Annotated in this window: 1 protein-coding gene (running past one end of the window); it reads left to right on the top strand. The window is 70.3% G+C overall.

Going from position 1 to position 22,476, the window contains the following annotated elements:
* Window positions 1-22,476, top strand: the 3' portion of a protein-coding gene (locus E1161_RS17520) for a type I polyketide synthase (RefSeq protein WP_132624590.1). It extends 7,917 nt beyond the left edge of the window; the window shows 22,476 of its 30,393 coding nt (coding positions 7,918-30,393); its start codon lies beyond the left edge, outside the window; it ends in the stop codon at window positions 22,474-22,476.

Below are 22,476 nucleotides of genomic sequence, written 5' to 3'. Positions count from 1 at the left end.
CAGCCGTGGCTGGCCGATCACGTCGTGCAGGGGCAGGTGCTCGTTCCCGGAGCCGCCCTGCTGGAGCTGGCGATCCGGGGCGCCGACGAGGCGGGGTGCGAGCGGATCGAGGAGCTGACGCTCTCCTCGCCACTGGTGCTGCCGGAGCAGGGCGCGCTGCAGCTGCAGCTGCGCGTCGGCCCGGCGGAGGACTCCGGCCACCGCTCCATCACCGTCCACAGCAGGCCCGAGCACGACGCGGAACTTCCCTGGACGCAGCACGCCGTCGGGCTGCTCGGTCTCGAAGCGCTGTCCCACGACTTCGACACGGCGGTGTGGCCGCCTGCGGGCGCCGAACCGGTGGAGGTCGCCGGCTTCTACGACCGCTTCGCCGAGGCCGGTTTCGACTACGGCTCGACGTTCCAGGGCCTGCGCTCGGCGTGGCGACGCGGCGACGAGGTGTTCGCCGATGTCGTGCTGCCGGAAGGCGTGGACACCAGCGGATTCGGCCTGCACCCCGCCCTGCTGGACGCGAGCCTGCACGCGCTGGCGCTCGTCGGTCAGGGCACGTCCGCTGGTGTGCCCTTCTCCTGGCGGGGAATTTCGCTGCACGCCTCGGGCGCCTCCGAGCTGCGGGTGGCGCTGTCGGTGGCCCACGACGGGTCGATGCGGATTGCGCTGGCCGACGCCGGCGGTGTTCCGGTTGCGACTGTGGAGTCCCTGGTCGTGCGCGAGCTCGCGCACAACGAGGTCAGCGATGCGCAGGTGGCGCGCGATTCGCTGTTCGGCGTGGAGTGGGTTCCGGTCTCGGCCGGTGCGGAGGCGCCGGAGTGCGCCGTGGTGGGGCCGGACGCGTTGGGTTTGCCCGGAATTCGCCATGACGACTTGACCACCGTAGATGCCGGTGTGGTGTTGGTGCCGGTGGTCGGCGGTGCCGGTGGTGTCGTGGACTCCGCTCATGCTCGTGCGTCGTACGCGCTGGGTTCGATCCAGGAGTGGTTGGCTGAGGAGCGGTTCGACGGTTCGCGTCTGGTGTTCGTGACGCGGGGCGCGGTGTCGGGTGCTGATGTGGCTGCCGCTGTTGTGTGGGGCTTGGTGCGGTCGGCGCAGTCGGAGCATCCGGGCCGGTTCGGTTTGCTAGATCTGGACGCAGGACCCGTGGATTCCGACTTGCTGGCAGCGGCTCTCGGATCTGCCGAGCCGCAGGTGCTGGTGCGCGACGGCGAGGTGCTGGCCGCTCGGTTGGCGAGGGTCACGCCGCGGGACGAGCCGGTTGAGTGGGGTGTGGATGGCTCGGTGTTGGTCACCGGTGGTACGGGTGGTTTGGGTGCTGTGATGGCGCGGCACCTGGTCGCTGAGCGCGGTGTTCGTGACCTGTTGCTGGTGAGCCGTTCGGGTCTGGGTGCGGTGGGTGCTGGTGAGTTGGCGGCTGAGCTGACCGACGCGGGCGCCCGCGTCGGTGTGGTTGCGTGTGATGTGGCCGATCGAGATGCGGTCGTGGATCTGTTGCAGCAGCACCGGGTGTCGGCGGTGGTGCATGCGGCGGGTGTTCTCGACGACGGTGTGGTCGAGTCCCTCACTTCTGAACGTGTGGATGCGGTCTTGCGGCCGAAGGTGGATGCGGCTTGGCACCTGCACGAACTGGCGGAGGATCTCTCGGCGTTTGTGGTGTTCTCCTCGGCAGCTGGAACGTTCGGCAGCCCGGGTCAGGGTAATTACGCGGCGGGCAACGCGTTCCTGGACGCGTTGGTCGAGCATCGGCGTTCTCTTGGTCTGCCGGGCGCTTCGCTGGCGTGGGGTGCTTGGGAGCAGGCGGGGATGGCCTCGGATGTGGATGCTGAGCGGCTGGGCCGATCGGGGATGCCGCCGCTGTCCACCGAACTGGGTGTGCAGCTGTTCGACGCCGCGTTGTCCACCGTTCGTCCAGTGGTGTTGCCGGTCCGGTTGGACCTGGCGGTGCTGCGGTCGGGCGGTGAGGTTCCGCCGCTGCTGCGCGGGCTCGTGCGGACCCGCTCGCGACGATCACTGGCCGGATCGCGAGCGGCGGAATCGCTGGTCGCACGCATGAGCGGGCTGGGCGCGGCTGAACGTTCGGAGGCGCTGCTCGACCTGGTCCGCGGCGAGGTCGCCGCTGTGCTGGGGCACGCCGAGGGCAAGGCGATCGACCCGTCGCGAGCGTTCCAGGACTCGGGCTTCGACTCGCTGACGGCGGTGGAGCTGCGCAACCGGCTCGGTTCCACCACCGGTCTGCGGCTGCCCGCCACGCTGGTCTTCGACTACCCGAACGCCCATGCCCTCACCGAGCACCTCAACGACGAACTGTTCGGCACGGGTGCGCAGGACGTTGCGAACGTGCCGGTCCTGGGGAACACCGCTGTCGACCCCGTCGTGGTCGTGGGCATGGCCTGCCGGTACCCGGGCGACGTGTCGTCGCCGGAGGACCTGTGGCGGTTGGTGTCAGACGGGGTCGACGCGATCTCGGAGTTCCCGACCGATCGTGGCTGGCCGCTGGACACCCTGTTCGATCCGGACCCCGACCACGTCGGCACCTCGTACACGCGATCCGGTGGGTTCCTCCGGGACGCCGCCGATTTCGACGCGGACTTCTTCGGGATGAGCCCCCGCGAGGCGCTGGCCACGGACTCCCAGCAGCGGTTGTTGCTGGAGGTCGCATGGGAGGCGATCGAGCGCTCGGGCATCGACCCGGTGTCGCTGCGCGGCACCCAGACCGGGATGTTCGCCGGGTTGATGTACAGCGACTACAGCGGTCTGCTCAACGGCGGTGACTTCGAAGGCCACCAGGGACAAGGCAGCTCTCCCAGCATCGCCACCGGTCGTGTCTCCTACGCCCTCGGGTTCGAGGGCCCTGCGGTGACGGTGGACACGGCCTGTTCGTCGTCGCTGGTGGCGATGCACTGGGCGGCGCAGTCGCTGCGCAGCGGCGAGTGCTCCCTCGCGCTGGCCGGCGGCGTGACCGTGATGTCCACACCGGGCCCGTTCGTGGAGTTCTCGCGGCAGGGTGGCTTGTCGCCGGATGGTCGGTGCAAGTCGTTCGCCGATTCGGCCGACGGTGTGGGTTGGTCGGAGGGTGTGGGCCTGCTGGTGCTTGAACGCCTGTCGGATGCTCAGCGCAACGGTCACCCGGTTCTGGCGGTGGTGCGGGGTTCTGCGGTGAACCAGGACGGTGCGTCGAACGGGCTCACCGCCCCGAACGGTCCGTCGCAGCAGCGGGTGATCCGCCAGGCGTTGGCCAGCGCGAGTTTGTCCACGTCGGACGTGGACGTGGTGGAAGCGCACGGTACGGGTACGACGCTGGGCGATCCGATCGAGGCTCAGGCGCTGTTGGCGACGTACGGGCAGGATCGTGAGCAGCCGTTGTTGCTAGGGTCGATCAAGTCCAACATCGGGCACACGCAGGCAGCTGCCGGTGTTGCCGGTGTGATCAAGATGATCACCGCCATGCGGCGCGGTCAGCTGCCCCGCACGCTGCACGCCGAGACGCCGTCGTCGCAAGTGGACTGGGAAGCGGGAACGGTCGAGCTGCTGACTGCGGCCACCGAGTGGCCGGAAGTGGGCCGCCCTCGCCGGGCGGGGGTGTCGTCGTTCGGTGTGAGCGGCACGAACGCGCACGTGATCCTGGAGCAGGGACCCGCCGTCGAGGAGCCCGAGGGGCAGACCGTCCCGGAGGTGGTGCCCTGGGTGGTGTCGGCGAAGTCCGAGGCCGCCTTGGACGAGCAGGTCGCACGACTCCGCGAGTGGGACGAACCTCCCACCGACATCGGTCTCTCGCTGGTGACCTCGCGGTCGACGTTCGAGCACCGCGCGGTCCTGCTGGCGGAGGACCACAACATCTCGGAGGTCGCCACCGGCGTCGCCCGCGAAGGCTCGCTGGCGATGCTGTTCTCGGGTCAGGGCTCGCAGCGTCTGGGCATGGGCCGGGAGCTCTACGACCGCTACCCGGTGTTCGCCGAAGCCCTGGACACCGTGCTGGCGCACCTGGCCCCCGAGGTGCGCGATGTGATGTGGGGTGCGGATGCTGAACTGCTGAGGCAGACCGGCAACGCGCAGCCCGCGTTGTTCGCGGTCGAGGTCGCGCTGTTCAGGTTGGTCGAGTCGTTCGGTGTGCGGCCGGATTACGTGGCGGGTCATTCGATCGGTGAGGTCGCTGCTGCGCACGTGGCGGGTGTGTTCTCGCTGGAGGATGCCTGCGTGCTGGTGAGCGCGCGGGCGAGGTTGATGCAGGCGTTGCCGTCGGGCGGGGCGATGGTGGCGGTGCAGGCCGGCGAGGACGAGGTCCTCCCACACCTCATCGATGGTGTGGCGATCGCGGCGGTGAACGGCCCGACATCGGTGGTCCTGGCTGGTGACGAGGAGTCCGTTCTCGCGGTGTCCTCGCGGTGGAAGTCCGCGCGCCTGAGCGTGTCGCACGCGTTCCACTCGCCGCTGATGGACCCGATGCTCGATGACTTCCGCGAGGCGATCAGCGGTGTGTCGTTCCACACGCCGAGCATTCCCGTCGTCACCTCCGGCGACGTGACCTCGCCCGAGTTCTGGGTGCGGCACGTGCGGGACTCCGTGCGGTTCGCCGACGCGGTCGCGGATCTCGCTGATGGGGGTGTCACGGCGTTCCTGGAGATCGGGCCGGACGGTGTCCTGTCCGCCATGGCGGCCGACTCCATCCCCGAGGACGCGGTGGCGACTCCGGTGCTCCGCAAGAATCGCGCCGAGGAACCGGCGCTGCTGACGGCGCTGGCTCGACTGCACGTCTCCGGCGTCGAGGTCGACTGGGCACCGGCGTTCGAGGGCACGGGGGCGCGCAGGATCGATCTGCCCACCTACGCCTTCCAGCACCGGCGGTTCTGGCCGAACCTGCCGACCCGGAACGGCGACGTCTCCGGTTTCGGCTTGGTGGACGTGGAGCACCCGCTGCTCGGCGCGAGCGCGGAACTCGCCGGATCGGACGGGTTCCTGTTCTCCAACCGCCTGTCGGTGCGATCGCAGCCTTGGCTGGCTGATCACGTCATCCTCGGCGAGGTCGTGGTTCCGGGCGCCGCCCTGGTGGAGATGGCGCTGCGGGCAGGCGACGAGGTCGGCTGCGACCGGGTCGAGGAGCTGGCGCTGGCCGCCCCGCTGACGCTGCCCGCGCGGGGCGCCGTCCAGGTGCAAGTCTCGGTGGGTGCCGCGGACGAGTCGGGCAGCCGTCCCATGACGGTGTTCTCCCGGTCCGCGCAGACCGTGGACGCGCTCTGGACGGAACACGCGACCGGAACTCTCGCCGCCGGGGAACGACCGCTCATGTTCGACGACGACCTCAGGCCGCCTGCGGACGCCGAGCAGGTGGACGTGGTCCGCTGCTACGACCTGTTCGCGGAGGCGGGGTTCGAGTACGGACCCGTGTTCCAGGGACTGCGAGCCGCCTGGCGGAGCGGCGACGAGGTCTTCGCCGAGGTCGCCCTGCCGGATGAGGCCGAGACCAGCGGTTTCAACCTCCACCCAGCGCTGCTCGACGCGTGCCTGCACGCGGCCGGGGCGACCGGGGACGGCTCGGTCGGCCTGCCGTTCTCGTGGTCCGGCGTGTCGTTGCACGCCTCGGGCGCGACCGAACTGCGGGTGCGGTTGTCCAGGCGTCCTGATGGCTCGATGTCGATCGCGCTGGCCGACTCCACCGGAGTTCCGGTGGCGTCCGTGGATTCGCTGGCCGTGCGACCGGTGTCGGCCGAGGGTTTCGCTCGTCCGGAACGCGATGCGCTGTTCGGTCTGCAGTGGACTCCCGTTCCGGTGACCGGCGAGCAGCCTGCGGGGGAGTGGCAGGTCGTCGGTCCGGACGTGCTGGGCCTGCCGGGCTCCGTCCGCGAGGACTTGACGGCTGTGGATGCCGGTGTGGTGTTGGTGCCGGTGGTGGGTGATGCCGGTGGTGTTGTGGATTCCGTTCATGCCAACGTGTCTCACGTCTTGTCCGTGCTGCAGGAGTGGTTGGCTGAGGAGCGGTTCTCCGGTTCGCGTCTGGTGTTCGTGACGCGGGGCGCGGTGTCGGGTGCTGATGTGGCTGCTGCTGCTGTGTGGGGCTTGGTGCGGTCGGCGCAGTCGGAGCACCCGGGCCGTTTCGTGCTGGTAGATGCTGATGTGGTGGGTTCGTCGGTGCTGGCGCGGGCGCTGTCCAGCGATGAGCCGCAGGTGCTGATCCGTGACGGTGAAGTGCTGGTGCCGCGCCTGGGAAGGGTGAGCCCTTCGGATGGCGCCGCCTGGGAGCCCGAGGGCACCGTGCTGGTCACCGGTGGTACGGGTGGTTTGGGTGCTGTGATGGCGCGGCACCTGGTCGCTGAGCGCGGTGTTCGTGACCTGTTGCTGGTGAGCCGTTCGGGTCTGGGTGCGGTGGGTGCTGGTGAGTTGGCGGCTGAGTTGACCGACGCGGGCGCCCGCGTCGGTGTGGTTGCGTGTGATGTGGCCGATCGAGATGCGGTCGTGGATCTGTTGCAGCAGCACCGGGTGTCGGCGGTGGTGCATGCGGCGGGTGTTCTCGACGACGGTGTGGTCGAGTCCCTTACTCCTGAACGTGTGGATGCGGTGTTGCGGCCGAAGGTGGATGCGGCTTGGCACCTGCACGAACTGACCGAAGACCTCTCGGCGTTTGTGGTGTTCTCCTCGGCAGCTGGAACGTTCGGCACTCCGGGTCAGGGTAATTACGCGGCGGGCAACGCGTTCCTGGACGCGTTGGTCGAGCATCGTCGCGAACGCGGCTTGCCCGGTGTTTCCCTCGCCTGGGGCGCCTGGGACCAGGACGGCATGGCCTCCGACGCGGTGGCGCGATCGGGGATGCCGCCGTTGTCCACCGAGCAGGGTGTGCGGCTGTTCGACGCCGCGTTGTCCACCGTTCGTCCAGTGGTGTTGCCGGTCCGGTTGGACCTCGCGGTGCTGCGGTCGGGCGGTGAGGTTCCGCCGCTGCTGCGCGGGCTCGTGCGGACCCGGTCGCGACGATCACTGGCCGGATCGGGCGCGACGGAGTCCCTGGTCGCACGGTTGGGGTCGTTGGGTGAGGCCGAGCGTCCGGCCGCCCTCGTGGAGCTGGTGCGCGGCGAGGTCGCCGCGGTGCTGGGGCACGCCGACGAGAAGGCCATCGATCCGTCGAGGGCGTTCCAGGACCTGGGCTTCGACTCGCTGACGGCGGTCGAGCTGCGCAACCGGCTCGGCTCGACCACCGGTCTGCGGCTGCCCGCCACGCTGGTCTTCGACTACCCGACGGCCAACGCGCTCGCCGACCACCTGCACGACGAGCTCTTCGGAGGGCTCGACGAGCCGACGAACTCGTTGCCGGTGCTGGCGAGCACGGCCGACGACCCGGTGGTCGTCGTGGGCATGGCGTGCCGCTATCCCGGTGGTGTCTCGACACCAGAAGACCTGTGGCGACTGGTATCCGACGGGGTCGACGCCATCTCGGACTTCCCGGCCAATCGAGGCTGGGACCTGGACGCGCTGTTCGACCCTGATCCGGATCGCGCCGGCACGTCCTACACGCGGTCGGGCGGGTTCTTGCACGACGCAGGTGTTTTCGACCCCGCGTTCTTCGGGATGTCGCCGCGCGAGGCGTTGGCGACCGACGCCCAGCAGCGCCTGCTGCTGGAGGTGGCGTGGGAGTCCCTGGAACGCTCCGGCATCGACCCGGTGTCGGTGCGCGGCAGCCGGACCGGTGTGTTCGCCGGCGTGATGTACAACGACTACGCCCAGCTCCTGACCGGTGACGCCGAGGGCTACCAGGCCACCGGCGGAGCGAGCGTGGTGTCTGGCCGCGTCTCCTACACCTTCGGGTTCGAGGGCCCTGCGGTGACGGTGGACACGGCGTGCTCGTCCTCGCTGGTCTCGATGCACCTGGCGGCGCAGTCGCTGCGCCAGGGCGAGTGCTCGTTGGCGCTGGCCGGCGGTGTGACGGTGATGTCCACGCCCAGTGCGTTCATCGGCTTCTCGCGGCAGCGCGGCCTGTCGCCGGATGGTCGGTGCAAGTCGTTCGCCGAGTCGGCCGACGGTGTGGGTTGGTCGGAGGGTGTCGGCCTGCTGGTGCTTGAACGCCTGTCGGATGCGCAGCGCAACGGGCATCGCGTGTTGGCGGTGGTGCGGGGTTCTGCGGTGAACCAGGACGGTGCGTCGAACGGGTTGACGGCGCCGAACGGTCCGTCGCAGCAGCGGGTGATCCGCCAGGCGTTGGCCAGCGCGGGTTTGTCCACTTCGGACGTGGACGTGGTGGAGGCGCACGGTACGGGTACGACGCTGGGTGATCCGATCGAGGCCCAGGCGTTGCTGGCCACTTATGGTCAGGATCGTGAGCAACCGTTGTTGCTCGGGTCGATCAAGTCCAACATCGGGCACACGCAGGCTGCTGCCGGTGTTGCTGGTGTGATCAAGATGATCACTGCCATGCAGCGGGGTGTGCTCCCGCAGACCCTGCACGCCGAGGCTCTGTCGTCGCACGTGGACTGGGAAGCGGGAACGGTCGAGCTGCTGACCGCGGCCACCGAGTGGCCGGAATTGGACCGCCCTCGCCGGGCCGGTGTGTCGTCGTTCGGTGTGAGCGGCACGAACGCGCACGTGATCCTGGAGCAGGGACCCGCCGTCGACGCGCTCGCCGAAGAACCGCGGATGGTGCCCGCGGCAGTGCCGTGGGTGGTGTCGGCGAAGTCCGAGGCCGCTTTGGACGACCAGGTCGCACGACTCCGATCGGTTGAGGCGTCCTCGCTGGACATCGCGTACTCGCTGGCCACGTCGCGCTCGTCGTTCGAGCACCGCGCGGTGCTGGTCGCTTCGGAAGGTGGCGTGGTCCCGGCCGCGCGCGGTGTGGCGGCCACGGGATCGTTGGCGGTGATGTTCACCGGCCAGGGCTCGCAACGCCTCGGCATGGGCCGCGAGCTGCACGACCGGTTCCCGGTCTTCGCCGAAGCCCTCGACGCCGTGCTCGCGCACTTCGATCCCGCGGTGCGCGACGTGATGTGGGGCGAGGACGCCGAAGCGCTGAACCAGACCGGCAACGCGCAGCTGGCGCTGTTCGCCATCGAGGTCGCGCTGTTCCGCCTGGTGGAGTGGCTGGGCGTGCGGCCCGACCACCTCACCGGCCACTCGATCGGTGAGGTCGCTGCTGCGCACGTGGCGGGTGTGTTCTCGCTGGAGGACGCCTGCGTGCTGGTGAGCGCGCGGGCGAGGTTGATGCAGGCGTTGCCGTCGGGTGGCGCGATGGTGGCGGTGCAGGCCGGCGAGGACGAGGTCCTCCCGCACCTCATCGATGGTGTGGCGATCGCGGCGGTGAACGGCCCGTCGTCTGTGGTGCTCTCCGGTGATGAGGAAGCGGTGCTGGCGGTGTCCTCGCGGTGGAAGTCGACGCGGTTGGAGGTCTCGCACGCGTTCCACTCTCCGTTGATGGACCCGATGCTCGATGACTTCCGCCAGGCGATCAGCGGGCTTTCCCTCCACACGCCGAGCGTTCCCGTCGTCACCTCCGGCGACGTGACCTCGCCCGAGTTCTGGGTGCGGCACGTGCGGGAAGCGGTGCGCTTCGGTGACGCAGTCGCGGACCTGGTCGAAGCCGGAGCCACGGCGTTCCTGGAGCTCGGACCCGACGGAGTGCTCTCCGGCATGGCCGCGAGCACCGCTGGTGAGGACACCGTCCTGGTCCCGCTCCTGCGCAAGGGACGCGGCGAGGAGGACTCGACAGTCACGGCACTGGCCCGGCTGCACGCGTCCGGTGTCGAGGTGACGTGGGAACCGCTCTTCGCGGGAACCGGTGCGCGCCGCGTCGACCTGCCCACCTACGCCTTCCAGCGCCAGTGGTTCTGGCCCGCGGTCGCGGCCCGGCACGACAGCTCGCTGGGACTCGGGCTGCTGTCGACCGAGCACCCGCTGCTGGGTTCCGCGGTGGAACTGGCCGAGGGCGAAGGTGCCCTGTTCACGAGCCGGCTCTCGTTGCAGTCGCACCCGTGGCTCGCCGATCACGCCGTCCTGGGGCGACCGGTCGTGCCGGGCGCGGCGCTGGTCGAGATGGCCGCCCGCGCCGGTGACGAAGTCGGCTGCGGCGGCGTCGAGGAGCTGATCCTGATCGCACCGCTGGTCCTTCCCGATCACGGCGGGGTGCGGGTGCAGGTCTGGGTCGGCGCGGAGGACCAGTCCGGGCGCCGTTCGGTGAACGTCTACACCCAGCCGGACGGCGACGAGGACCAGCCCTGGTCGCCGTGCGCTAGCGGCGTGCTCACGAGCGAATCGCGCATGACCGACTTCGACGCCGCAGGTTGGCCACCGGCCGAGGCGGAAGCCGTTCCGCTGGACGACTGCTACGACCGGCTCGCCGAGGCCGGGCTCGACTACGGACCGGTCTTCCAGGGCCTGCGCGCCGTCTGGCGGCGAGGTGCGGAAACCTTCGCCGAGGTCGCTCTGCCCGACGGGGTGGGCAGCGACGGGTTCGACCTGCATCCCGCACTCCTCGACGCGTGCCTGCACGCGGCGGCCGTCGCCGGCGACGGTGAACCGGGCCTGCCGTTCTCCTGGTCGGGTGTGTCGCTGCACGCTTGGGATGCCGCGGAGCTGCGAGTTCGGATTCGCAGGGAGGCCGACGGCTCGATCGAGCTCGCCATGGCCGATCCCGACGGTGCGCCGGTGGCCTCGGTGGCAGCGCTGACGGTGCGCCCGGTCTCCGACGACCAGCTGACCACCACGCGCCCCGAGCGGCGATCGCTGTTCGGGGTCGAGTGGGTCCCGGTCTCGTCGGAGGCCTTGGACGAGCCGGTGACCGTCGTCGGTTCGGACGGGTTCGGGCTGATCGGGTTCCTGCGCGAGGCGGGGGTCGAGGTGAGCCCCGCGCCGAACCTCCGATCGGTGGCCGGCGGCGTGGTCCTCGCCCCGACCGCACCGGAGCCGGGCTCGGTTCCGAGTTCGGCTCACGCCGCTGTGACCCGCGTGCTGAGCGTGTTGCAGGAGTGGCTGGCCGCGGAACGTCCCGACGATGCGCGTCTGGTGTTCGTGACGCGCGGCGCGGTGTCGGGTGCCGATGTGCCCGCGGCCGCCGTGTGGGGCCTGGTGCGGTCGGCGCAGTCGGAGCACCCGGGCCGGTTCGGGCTGCTGGACCTGGACGCCGAGTCCGTGGATCCCGGCGCGCTGGCAGCGGCTTTGGAATCCGCCGAGCCGCAGCTGGTGGTCTGCGGCGGTGACGTGCTGGCTGCCCGGTTGGCGAGGCTGACCCCGGCGGACGAGCAGGTCGAGTGGGATGTCGATGGCACGGTTCTGATCACCGGTGGCACCGGTGGCCTGGGGGCGGTGGTCGCGCGGCACCTGGTCGCCGAGCGCGGTGTGCGCGATCTGCTGCTGGTGAGTCGCTCGGGGCCGGACGCGGACGGCGCCGGCGAGCTGTCGGCCGAGCTCACCGACTTGGGTGCTCGTGTCGAGGTGGCCGCGTGTGATGTGGCGGATCGGTCCTCCGTGGCGGATCTGCTGGACCAGCACCGGGTGTCGGCGGTGGTGCACACGGCGGGTGTTGTCGATGACGGTGTTGTGGAGTCGTTGACCCCTGAGCGCGTGGACGCGGTGCTGCGGCCGAAGGTGGACGCGGCTTGGCACCTGCACGAACTGGCGGAGGACCTCTCGGCCTTCGTGGTGTTCTCGTCCGCCGCGGGAGTTTTCGGCAACCCCGGCCAGGGCAACTACGCCGCGGGCAACGCGTTCCTGGACGCGCTGGTCGAGCACCGGCGTTCCCTCGGTCTGCCGGGCGCCTCGCTGGCGTGGGGTGCCTGGGAGCAGACCGGGATGGTCCACGAAGCGGCGGGGCGGACGGGGATGCCCGCCCTGCCGGTCTCGGACGGGCTCGCGCTGTTCGACGCGGCGTTGTCCACCGACCGGCCCGTGGTGTTGCCGCTTCACCTGGACCTCGCGGCGATCCGCGCGCGGGGCGACGTGCCTCCGCTGCTGCGCGGGTTGGTCCGGAGCAGGATGTCCAGGGCTGGGGCGGGCTCCCGCACGGCGGAGTCACTGGTCGCTCGACTGGCCGGTCTCAATGAGGCCGAGCGCCTCGGAGCGCTGATCGACCTGGTGCGCGGCGAGGTCGCCGCGGTGCTGGGACATGCCGATGGCAGTGCGATCGTTGCGTCGAAGGCCTTCCAGGACCTCGGTTTCGACTCGCTGACGGCGGTGGAGCTGCGCAACCGGCTCGGCTCGACCACCGGGCTGCGGCTGCCCGCCACGCTCGTCTTCGACTACCCGAACACCGCGGTTCTCGCCGAACACCTGCGAGACGAGCTGTTCGGGGCCGAGACCGGGGCCTCGGTGCTGATGCCCACCCAGATCGCTGACGACCCGGTGGTCGTCGTGGGGATGGCGTGCCGGTACCCGGGCGGCGTGTCCTCGCCGGAGGACTTGTGGCGGCTCGTGTCGGAGGGCGTCGACGCCATCTCGGAGTTCCCGGCCGACCGAGGCTGGGACCTCGACGTGCTGTTCGACCTGGACCCCGAGCACACCGGAACTTCCTGCACGAGGTCGGGCGGGTTCCTCGGCGCCGCCGGTGATTTCGACGCCGGGTTCTTCGGGATGTCGCCGCGCGAGGCGCTGGCGACCGACGCCCAGCAGCGGATGCTGCTGGAGGTGGCGTGGGAATCCTTGGAGCGCTCCGGCATCGACCCGACCTCGCTGCGGGGAAGCCAGACCGGGGTGTTCGCCGGGGTGATGTACAGCGACTACGTCCAGCTCCTGAGCGGAGCGTCCGAGGGCCATCAGGGAACCGGGAACTCGCCGAGCGTGGTGTCCGGCCGCGTCTCCTACACCTTCGGTTTCGAAGGTCCGGCGGTGACGGTGGACACGGCGTGCTCGTCGTCGCTGGTGTCGATGCACCTGGCGGCGCAGTCGCTGCGCAGCGGTGAGTGCTCGCTCGCGCTGGCCGGTGGTGTGACGGTGATGTCGACCCCTGGTTCGTTCGTGGAGTTCTCGCGGCAGGGTGGCTTGTCGCCGGACGGCCGCTGCAAGTCGTTCTCCGAGTCGGCCGACGGTGTGGGTTGGTCGGAGGGTGTGGGCCTGCTGGTGCTGGAGCGGTTGTCGGATGCGCAGCGCAACGGGCACCCGGTCCTGGCGGTGGTGCGGGGTTCTGCGGTGAACCAGGACGGTGCGTCGAACGGGCTCACAGCCCCGAACGGTCCGTCGCAGCAGCGGGTGATCCGCCAGGCGTTGGCCAGCGCGAGTTTGTCCACTTCGGACGTGGACGTGGTGGAAGCGCACGGTACGGGTACGACGCTGGGTGATCCCATTGAAGCTCAGGCGTTGTTGGCGACGTACGGGCAGGATCGTGAGCAGCCGTTGTTGTTGGGGTCGGTGAAGTCGAACATCGGGCACACGCAGGCTGCTGCTGGTGTGGCGGGGGTGATCAAGATGATCACTGCCATGCAGCGGGGTGTGCTCCCGCAGACGTTGCACGCGGAGGCTCCGTCGTCGCACGTGGATTGGGAAGCCGGTTCGGTCGCGCTGCTGACGTCGTCGAGCGAGTGGCCGGAGACCGGTCGGCCTCGCCGAGCAGCGGTGTCGTCCTTCGGGATCAGCGGCACGAACGCCCACCTGATCCTGGAGCAGCCGGCCGTGGTGGACGTGCCTGCGGAAGAACCGCAGGTGCTTCCGGGCGTCGTCCCGCTGCCGGTGTCGGCGAAGACCGACAGCGCGCTGTCCGGGCAGGTCGAGCGGATCCGGACGTTCGTCGACGAGGAATCCGCGGTCGACGTCGGCTTCTCGCTGGTGACCTCGCGGTCGGTGTTCGAGCACCGCGCGGTGCTGCTGGCGGAGGACCACAACACCTCGGAGGTCGCCACCGGCGTCGCCCGCGAAGGCTCGCTGGCGGTGTTGTTCTCGGGTCAGGGTTCGCAGCGGCTCGGGATGGGGCGGGAGTTGTACGGCAGGTTCCGGGTGTTCGCCGAGGCCTTGGACGCGGTGTTGGAGCACCTGGACCCAGCGGTTCGGGATGTGATGTGGGGCGAGGACGCGGAAGCGCTGAACCAGACGGGCAATGCGCAGCCTGCGTTGTTCGCGGTCGAGGTGGCTCTTTTCCGGTTGGTGGAGTTCTTCGGTGTGCGGCCGGATTACGTGGCGGGTCATTCGATCGGTGAGGTCGCTGCTGCGCACGTGGCGGGTGTGTTCTCGCTGGAGGATGCCTGCGTGCTGGTGAGCGCGCGGGCGAGGTTGATGCAGGCGTTGCCGTCGGGCGGGGCGATGGTGGCGGTGCAGGCCGGCGAGGACGAGGTCCTCCCGCACCTCATCGATGGTGTGGCGATCGCGGCGGTGAACGGCCCGACATCGGTGGTCCTGGCTGGTGACGAGGAGTCCGTTCTCGCGGTGTCCTCGCGCTGGAAGTCCGCGCGCCTGAACGTGTCGCACGCGTTCCACTCGCCGCTGATGAACCCGATGCTGGAGGAGTTCCGCGAGGCGATCAGCGGTGTGTCGTTCCACGAACCGGTCATTGCGCTCGTCACGAGCGCGGACCCGGAATACGGCCGCGATCAGGGGTCTGAATGCGGGGGTGGTCCGGGTTCCGCGGCGTCGGCGGAGTTCTGGGTGCGGCACGTGCGGAACACCGTGCGGTTCGCCGATGCCGTTGGTGATCTCGCGGGTGCGGGGGTCACGGCGTTCCTGGAAGTCGGGCCGGACGGTGTCCTGTCCGCCATGGCGGCCGACTCCACACCTGAGGAAGCGGTGCTGGTCCCGATCTTGCGCAAGAACGTCGCTGAAGAGGCGGCCGCGGCCACCGCGCTCGCCCGGCTGCACGTCTGCGGGATCGATGTGGACTGGTCCCCGTTCTTCGCGGGTACGGGTGCCCGCCGGGTTGACCTGCCCACCTACGCGTTCGAGCACCAGCGGTTCTGGCCGACCCCGACGACGCAGCTCCAGGACGCGTCGAGCCTGGGCCTGACGGCCCTGGGACACCCGCTGCTGGGCGCCGGTGCCGAGCTGGCCGGGTCGGACGGGTTCCTGTTCACCAGCCGGCTGTCGGTGCGGTCGCAGCCCTGGCTGGCCGACCACGTCGTGATGGGTCAGGTGCTCGTTCCCGGTGCCGCCCTGGTGGAGATGGCGCTGCGGGCGGGCGACGAGGTCGGCTGCGACCAGGTCGAGGAATTGGTGATGGCGGCCCCCCTGGTGCTGCCCGAACGGGATGCGGTCCAGCTGCAGGTCTCGGTCGGCGCCGCCGATGAGTCGGGCCGGCGCCCGATCACTGTGCACTCGCGGCCGGAGAGCGCGGCGGAGACGCCGTGGACCGAGCACGCCAGCGGTGTTCTCAGCAAGGGAGCGCAACCGGCCGATGTCGACCTGGAAGCGTGGCCGCCCGCCGGCGGCGAGTTCGTGTCCCTGGAAGGTTGCTACGACCGGCTCGCGGAGGCCGGCTTCGACTACGGTCCGGTGTTCCAGGGCCTGCGTGCCGCCTGGCGACGCGGAGACGAGGTCTTCGCCCACGTCGAGCTGCCAGACGGGGTGCGGACCAGCGGATTCGGGCTTCACCCGGCGTTGCTCGACGCGAGCCTGCACGCGGCCTTCGTCGTGGAGGACGACGGCCGGGCCGGTCTGCCCTTCTCCTGGCGCGGGGTGTCGTTGCACGCCGCGGCGGCGACGGAACTGCGGGTGCGGCTGTCCCGAGGCGCTGACGGCGCGATGACGCTCGACATGGCCGACACCGCCGGGGTCCCGGTGGCCTCGGTGCGGTCGCTGGCGGTACGGCCGGCCTCGGCCGATCAGCTCGGTGGCTCGAGCATCGGCCGCGATTTGCTGTTCGGGGTGGACTGGGTCCCGGTTCCGGCTTCGGCCGGTGCGGATGCGCCGGAGTGCGCCGTGGTGGGGCCGGACGCGTTGGGCCTGCCCGGAACTCGGCATGACGACTTGACCGGTGTCGATGCCGGTGTGGTGTTGGTGCCGGTGGTGGGTGATGACGATGCCGTCGTTGATTCCGTTCGCGCCAACGCCTCTCACGTGCTGTTCGTGCTGCAGGAGTGGTTGGCTGAGGAGCGGTTCTCCGGTTCGCGTCTGGTGTTCGTGACGCGGGGCGCGGTGTCGGGTGCTGATGTGGCTGCTGCTGCTGTGTGGGGCTTGGTGCGGTCGGCGCAGTCGGAGCACCCGGGCCGTTTCGTGCTGGTGGACGTCGATTCGGTGGGTTCGTCGGTGCTGGCGCGGGCGCTGTCCAGCGATGAGCCGCAGCTGCTGATCCGCGACGGTGAAGTGCTGGTGCCGCGCCTGGGAAGGGTGAGCCCTTCGGATGGCGCCGCCTGGGAGCCCGAGGGCACCGTGCTGGTCACCGGTGGTACGGGTGGTTTGGGTGCTGTGATGGCGCGGCACCTGGTCGCTGAGCGCGGTGTTCGTGACCTGTTGCTGGTGAGCCGTTCGGGTCTGGGTGCGGCGGGTGCTGGTGAGTTGGCGGCTGAGCTGACCGATCTTGGCGCCCGCGTCGATGTGGTTGCGTGTGATGTGGCCGATCGAGATGCGGTCGTGGATCTGTTGCAGCAGCACCGGGTGTCGGCGGTGGTGCATGCGGCGGGTGTTCTCGACGACGGTGTGGTCGAGTCCCTCACTTCTGAACGTGTGGATGCGGTGTTGCGGCCGAAGGTGGATGCGGCTTGGCACCTGCACGAACTGGCGGAGGATCTCTCGGCGTTTGTGGTGTTCTCCTCGGCAGCTGGAACGTTCGGCACTCCGGGTCAGGGTAATTACGCGGCGGGCAACGCGTTCCTGGATGCCCTGATCGAGCATCGTCGCGAACGCGGCTTGCCCGGTGTTTCCCTCGCCTGGGGCGCCTGGGACCAGGACGGCATGGCCTCCGACGCGGTGGCGCGATCGGGGATGCCGCCGCTGTCCACCGAGCAGGGTGTGCAGCTGTTCGACGCCGCGTTGTCCACGGACAGGCCAGTAGTGCTGCCGGTCCACCTGGACCTGGCGGCGATCCGCGCGCGGGGCGAGGTTCCGCCGCTGCTGCGCGGGCTCGTGCGGACCAGGGCGCGTCGGTCGCTGGCGCAGACGCGCACGGCCGAGTCGCTCATCGCCCGCCTGAGCGGGTTGGGCGCGGCGGGCCGCCAGGAAGCGCTAATCGGCTTGGTCACCGGTGAGGTCGCCGCGGTGCTGGGACATGTGGACGGGAGTGCCATCGATCCGTCGAGGGCGTTCCAGGACCTGGGCTTCGACTCGTTGACGGCGGTCGAGCTGCGGAACCAGCTGGGCACCGCGACCGGGCTGCGGCTGCCCGCCACGCTGGTCTTCGACTACCCGACGGCCAACGCGCTCGCCGACCACCTCCGGGACGAGCTGTTCGGCGGAGCTGACGAGCCCACTGCCTCGCTGCCGGTGCTGGCGAGCACGGCCGACGACCCGGTGGTCGTGGTGGGCATGGCGTGCCGGTACCCCGGTGGTGTCGCGTCGCCGGAGGACTTGTGGCGGCTGGTGTCGGACGGTGTCGACGCCATCTCGGAGTTCCCGGCCGACCGAGGGTGGGACCTGGACGGGTTGTTCGACTCCGATCCGGACAACCCGGGCACCTCGTACACCCGATCTGGCGGATTCCTGCACGAGGCAAGCGATTTCGACCCCGCGTTCTTCGGGATGTCGCCGCGCGAGGCGTTGGCGACCGACGCCCAGCAGCGCCTGCTGCTGGAAACGGTCTGGGAAGCGCTGGAGCGGACCGGGGTCGACCCGAACACGTTGCGAGGCAGCCGAACCGGCGTGTTCGCCGGGGTGATGTACAGCGACTACAGCCAACTCCTCAGCGGAACCTCGGAAGGCCACCAGGGAACCGGCAATTCGCCGAGCGTGGTGTCCGGCCGCGTCTCCTACACCTTCGGGTTCGAAGGTCCGGCGGTCACGGTGGACACGGCGTGCTCGTCGTCGCTGGTGGCGATGCACTGGGCGATGCAGGCGCTGCGCAGCGGCGAGTGCTCCCTGGCGCTGGCAGGCGGTGTGACGGTGATGTCGACTCCCGGGTCGTTCGTGGAGTTCTCCCGGCAACGCGGACTCGCACCGGACGGCCGGTGCAAGGCGTACTCGGATTCGGCCGATGGTGTGGGCTGGTCCGAGGGCGCGGGCGTGGTCGTGCTGGAGCGGTTGTCCGACGCCCGGCGCAACGGACACGAGGTGCTGGCCGTGGTCCGCGGCTCTGCCGTGAACCAGGACGGTGCCTCCAACGGCTTGACCGCCCCGAACGGTCCGTCGCAGCAGCGGGTGATCCGCCAAGCATTGGCCAGCGCCGATCTGTCCACATCGGACGTCGATGCCGTCGAGGGCCACGGGACCGGGACAGCCTTGGGCGATCCGATCGAGGCCCAGGCGTTGCTGGCCACCTACGGTCAGGACCGCGAGCGACCGTTGCTGCTCGGGTCGATCAAGTCCAACATCGGGCACACGCAGGCTGCTGCCGGTGTTGCTGGTGTGATCAAGATGATCACTGCCATGCAGCGGGGTGTGCTCCCGCAGACCCTGCACGCGGAAGCGGCCACGTCCCGAGTGGATTGGGAATCGGGCACCGTCGACCTGCTGACGAACTCGGCCGCGTGGCCGGAGGTGGACCGGCCTCGCCGGGCGGCGGTGTCGTCCTTCGGGATCAGCGGGACGAACGCCCACCTGATCCTGGAGCAGCCCGCCGTGGTGGACGCTCCGGTGGAGGACACGCAGGTGCTCCCCGGTGTCGTGCCGCTGCCGGTGTCGGCGAAGTCCGTGGGCGCGCTGTCCGGGCAGATCGAGCGGATCAAGTCCTCTGTCGAGGAGGAATCCGCGGTCGACGTCGGGTTCTCGCTGGTGACCTCGCGGTCGGTGTTCGAGCACCGCGCGGTCCTGCTGGACGGGGACACCGGCCTCGTCGAGGCAGCGCGCGGCGTGGCCGGTGAGCCGTCGCTGGCGGTGCTGTTCTCCGGTCAGGGATCGCAACGCATCGGCATGGGATGCGAGCTCTACGACCGGTTCCCCTCGTTCGCAGAGGCGCTGGACGCCGTGCTCGACCAGCTCGACGCAGGTGTCAGGGATGTCATGTGGGGCGCGGACCCCGAAGCGCTGAACCAGACCGGGATGGCCCAGCCCGCGTTGTTCGCGGTCGAGGTCGCGCTGTTCAGGTTGGTCGAGTCCTTCGGTGTGCGGCCCGACTACCTGGCCGGGCATTCGGTCGGGGAGATCGCGGCCGCGCACGTGGCTGGCGTCCTCTCGCTGGAGGACGCCTGCACGCTGGTCAGCGCGCGGGCGAGCCTCATGCAGGACCTCCCGCCGGGCGGCGCCGTGGTGGCCGTGCGGGCCGGTGAGGACGAGGTGCTGCCGCACCTCGCGGACGGCGTCTCGATCGCGGCGGTCAACGGCCCGGCATCGGTGGTGCTGGCCGGTGACGAGGCCGCGGTGCTGGCTGTGTCCTCGCGGTGGAAGTCGACCCGCCTGCAGGTCTCGCACGCGTTCCACTCGCCCTTGATGGACCCGATGCTGGACGACTTCCGCGAAGCGATCAGCGGGCTGTCGTTCCAGGCGCCGAGCGTCCCGGTCGTGGTGGCGGGCGATGTCAGTTCGCCGGAGTTCTGGGTGCAGCACGTGCGGGAGGCGGTGCGGTTCGGTGATGTCGTCACCGACCTCGCCGACGCGGGCGTGACGGCGTTCCTGGAGCTCGGGCCCGACGGCGTGCTCTCGGCCATGGCGGCCGAGTCGGCCGAAGACGCGGTCCTGGTCCCGATACTGCGCAAGGACGGTGCCGAAGAGGTTTCCGCGGTCACCGCCATGGCCCAGCTGCACGTGTCCGGGATCGACGTGGACTGGGCGCCGTTGTTCACGGGAACCGGTGCTCGCCGGGTGGAACTTCCCACCTACGCCTTCGAGCACAAGCGGTTCTGGCCGATGCCGACGACGGAGTCCCGGGACGCCACGGGTTTGGGTCTGCAGGAGGTCGAGCACCGCCTGCTGGGTGCCGGGGTGGAGCTGGCCGGGTCGGACGGGTACCTGTTCACCAGCCGCTTGTCGGTGCGGTCGCAGCCCTGGCTGGCCGACCACGTCGTGATGGGTCAGGTGCTCGTTCCCGGAGCCGCCCTGGTGGAACTCGCGGTTCGCGCGGGCGACGAGGTGGGCTGTGATCGGGTCGAGGAGCTGACGCTCGCCTCGCCGCTGGTGCTGCCCGAAGAGGGGTCGATCCAGCTGCAGGTCGCGGTCGGCGCCCCTGATGAGTCGGGCGGTCGCAGCGTGGCGGTGTTCTCCCGCGCCGAAGGAGAGGTCGACGCGCCGTGGGCGGAGAACGCCACCGGCGTGCTCGTGGCCGGGGGAGACCCGGCCCCGGTCGACCACGGCGCATGGCCCCCCGCCGACGCTGAGCCCGTTCCGCTGGAGGACTGCTACGAGCGGTTCGCGGAAGCCGGTTTCGACTACGGCCCGGTGTTCCAGGGGCTGCGCGCGGCGTGGCGGCGCGACGGCGAGGTCTTCGCCGAGGTCGCGCTGCCCGAGGGTGTGGAGACCGGCGGGTTCGGCCTGCACCCCGCGCTGCTGGACGCGAGCCTGCACGCGGCGCTGCTCCGCGATGGCGACGGCGGAGCCGGTTTGCCGTTCTCCTGGACCGGCGTGTCGCTGCACGCGTCGGGTGCCGCGGAACTGCGGGTGCGGCTGTCGGTGGCTGACGACGAATCGATGAACATCGTGCTGGCCGACACCACCGGTGCTCCGGTCGCCTCGGTGGACTCGCTGGCCGTGCGCCCGGTCTCGACCGACATCGCAGGTCGGGGACGCGATTGCCTTTTCGGCTTGGAGTGGGTCCCGGTCACCGCGCCGACCGACGCACCCGAACTGGAATGGGCCGTGCTCGCGCCGGACGCCCTGGAACTGCCAGGGGCGGTCTGCGACGGCCTAGCGGGTACCGATGCCGGTGTGGTGCTGGTCCCGATCACCGGGTCTGCGGACGACGTGGTCGCTTCCGCGCACGACCTCACCGCGCACGCGCTCGGCCTGGCGCGGGAGTGGGTGGGCGAGGAGCGGTTCGGCGACTCCCGCATGGTGTTCGTGACGCGGGGAGCAGTGTCGGGTGCCGACGTGGCCGGAGCCGCTGTGTGGGGTCTGGTGCGGTCGGCGCAGTCCGAACACCCGGGCCGGTTCCTGCTGGTGGACGTGGACGCCGACGCGGTGAACCCGGCCGTGCTCGCTCGGGCGCTGACGACCGACGAACCGCAGCTGCTGATCCGAGGCGGTGACGTGCTGGCGCCGCGCCTGAGCAGGGTGAGCCCGTCGCACCGCACCGACTGGGAACCGGACGGCACCGTGCTGGTCACCGGCGGCACCGGTGGTCTGGGCGCGGTGGTGGCCCGGCACCTGGTGACCGAGCACCACGTGCGCCGACTGCTGCTCGTCAGCCGCCGCGGACCGGACGCCACGGGCGCCGAGGAGCTGATCGCGGACCTGGAGGAGCTCGGCGCCTCGGTGGAAGTGGTGGCCTGCGACGTGGCGGATCGGGCCGGGGTCTCCGACCTGCTGGGCCGGTACCCGGTGTCGGCGGTCGTGCACACCGCGGGCGTGCTCGATGACGGCCCGATCGACGCGCTCACCCCCGAACGCGTGGACGCCGTGCTGCGGCCCAAGGTGGACGCCGCCTGGCACCTGCACGAGCTCACCGAGGACCTCTCGGCGTTCGTCGTGTTCTCCTCGATCGCAGGCACGTTCGGCAATCACGGGCAGGGCAACTACGCGGCGGGCAACGCGTTCCTGGACGCGTTGATCGAGAAGCGCCGCGCGCTCGGCCTCGCCGGCGCGTCGATGGTGTGGGGAGCGTGGGACCAGACCGGCATGGCCGCTGACGTGGAAGCGCAGCGGATGGCCACATCCGGGATGCCACCGCTGTCCACCCGGGAGGGGCTGGCGCTGTTCGACACGGCCCTGGCAGTCGACCGCGCGGTGGTGCTCCCGGTCCGGCTGGACCTGGCGGCGATCCGCGCCCGCGGTGAGACACCACCGCTGCTGCGCGGCCTTCTCCGCCGCCGTACCCGCCGCGCGGTCACCGAGTCGTCGGTGGACCCGCTCGTGACGAAGCTCGCCGGCCGCGCAGCCACCGAACGAGCGGAGATCGTCCTCGACCTCGTCCAGCGCCAAGCCGCCGAAGTGCTCAACCACCACGACAAGGACGCGGTCGAACCCACCCGCCAGTTCCAGGAGATGGGCTTCGACTCCTTGACAGCGGTGGAGTTCCGGAACCGACTCAGCAAGGCGGCGGCCACCCGTCTGCCCGCCACCCTGGTCTTCGACTACCCGACCCCGGAGGAACTCGCCGACCACTTGCTCGCGGCACTGGCCCCGGCCGACGAACCAGGAGTCACCTCGCTCCTCGCCGAACTGGAACGCCTGGAGAACGCCCTCACCAACACGCAGATCGACGACGAGCTGCACAAGCAGGTCGCAGGCCGACTCGAAGTGCTCAGGACGAGGTGGGAATCCCGCCGAGCGGACCAAGTCCCCGAGCAGCAGATCGACCTAGACAACGCCTCCGACGACGAGATGTTCGCTCTCCTCGACGACGAACTAGGAGACGCCTGA

This window comes from Saccharopolyspora aridisoli (assembly GCF_004348445.1).
GTDB lineage: Bacteria > Actinomycetota > Actinomycetes > Mycobacteriales > Pseudonocardiaceae > Saccharopolyspora > Saccharopolyspora aridisoli.
Note: the sequence above shows the minus strand (reverse complement) of the source record. Positions and strands in the feature narration are given on the sequence as shown.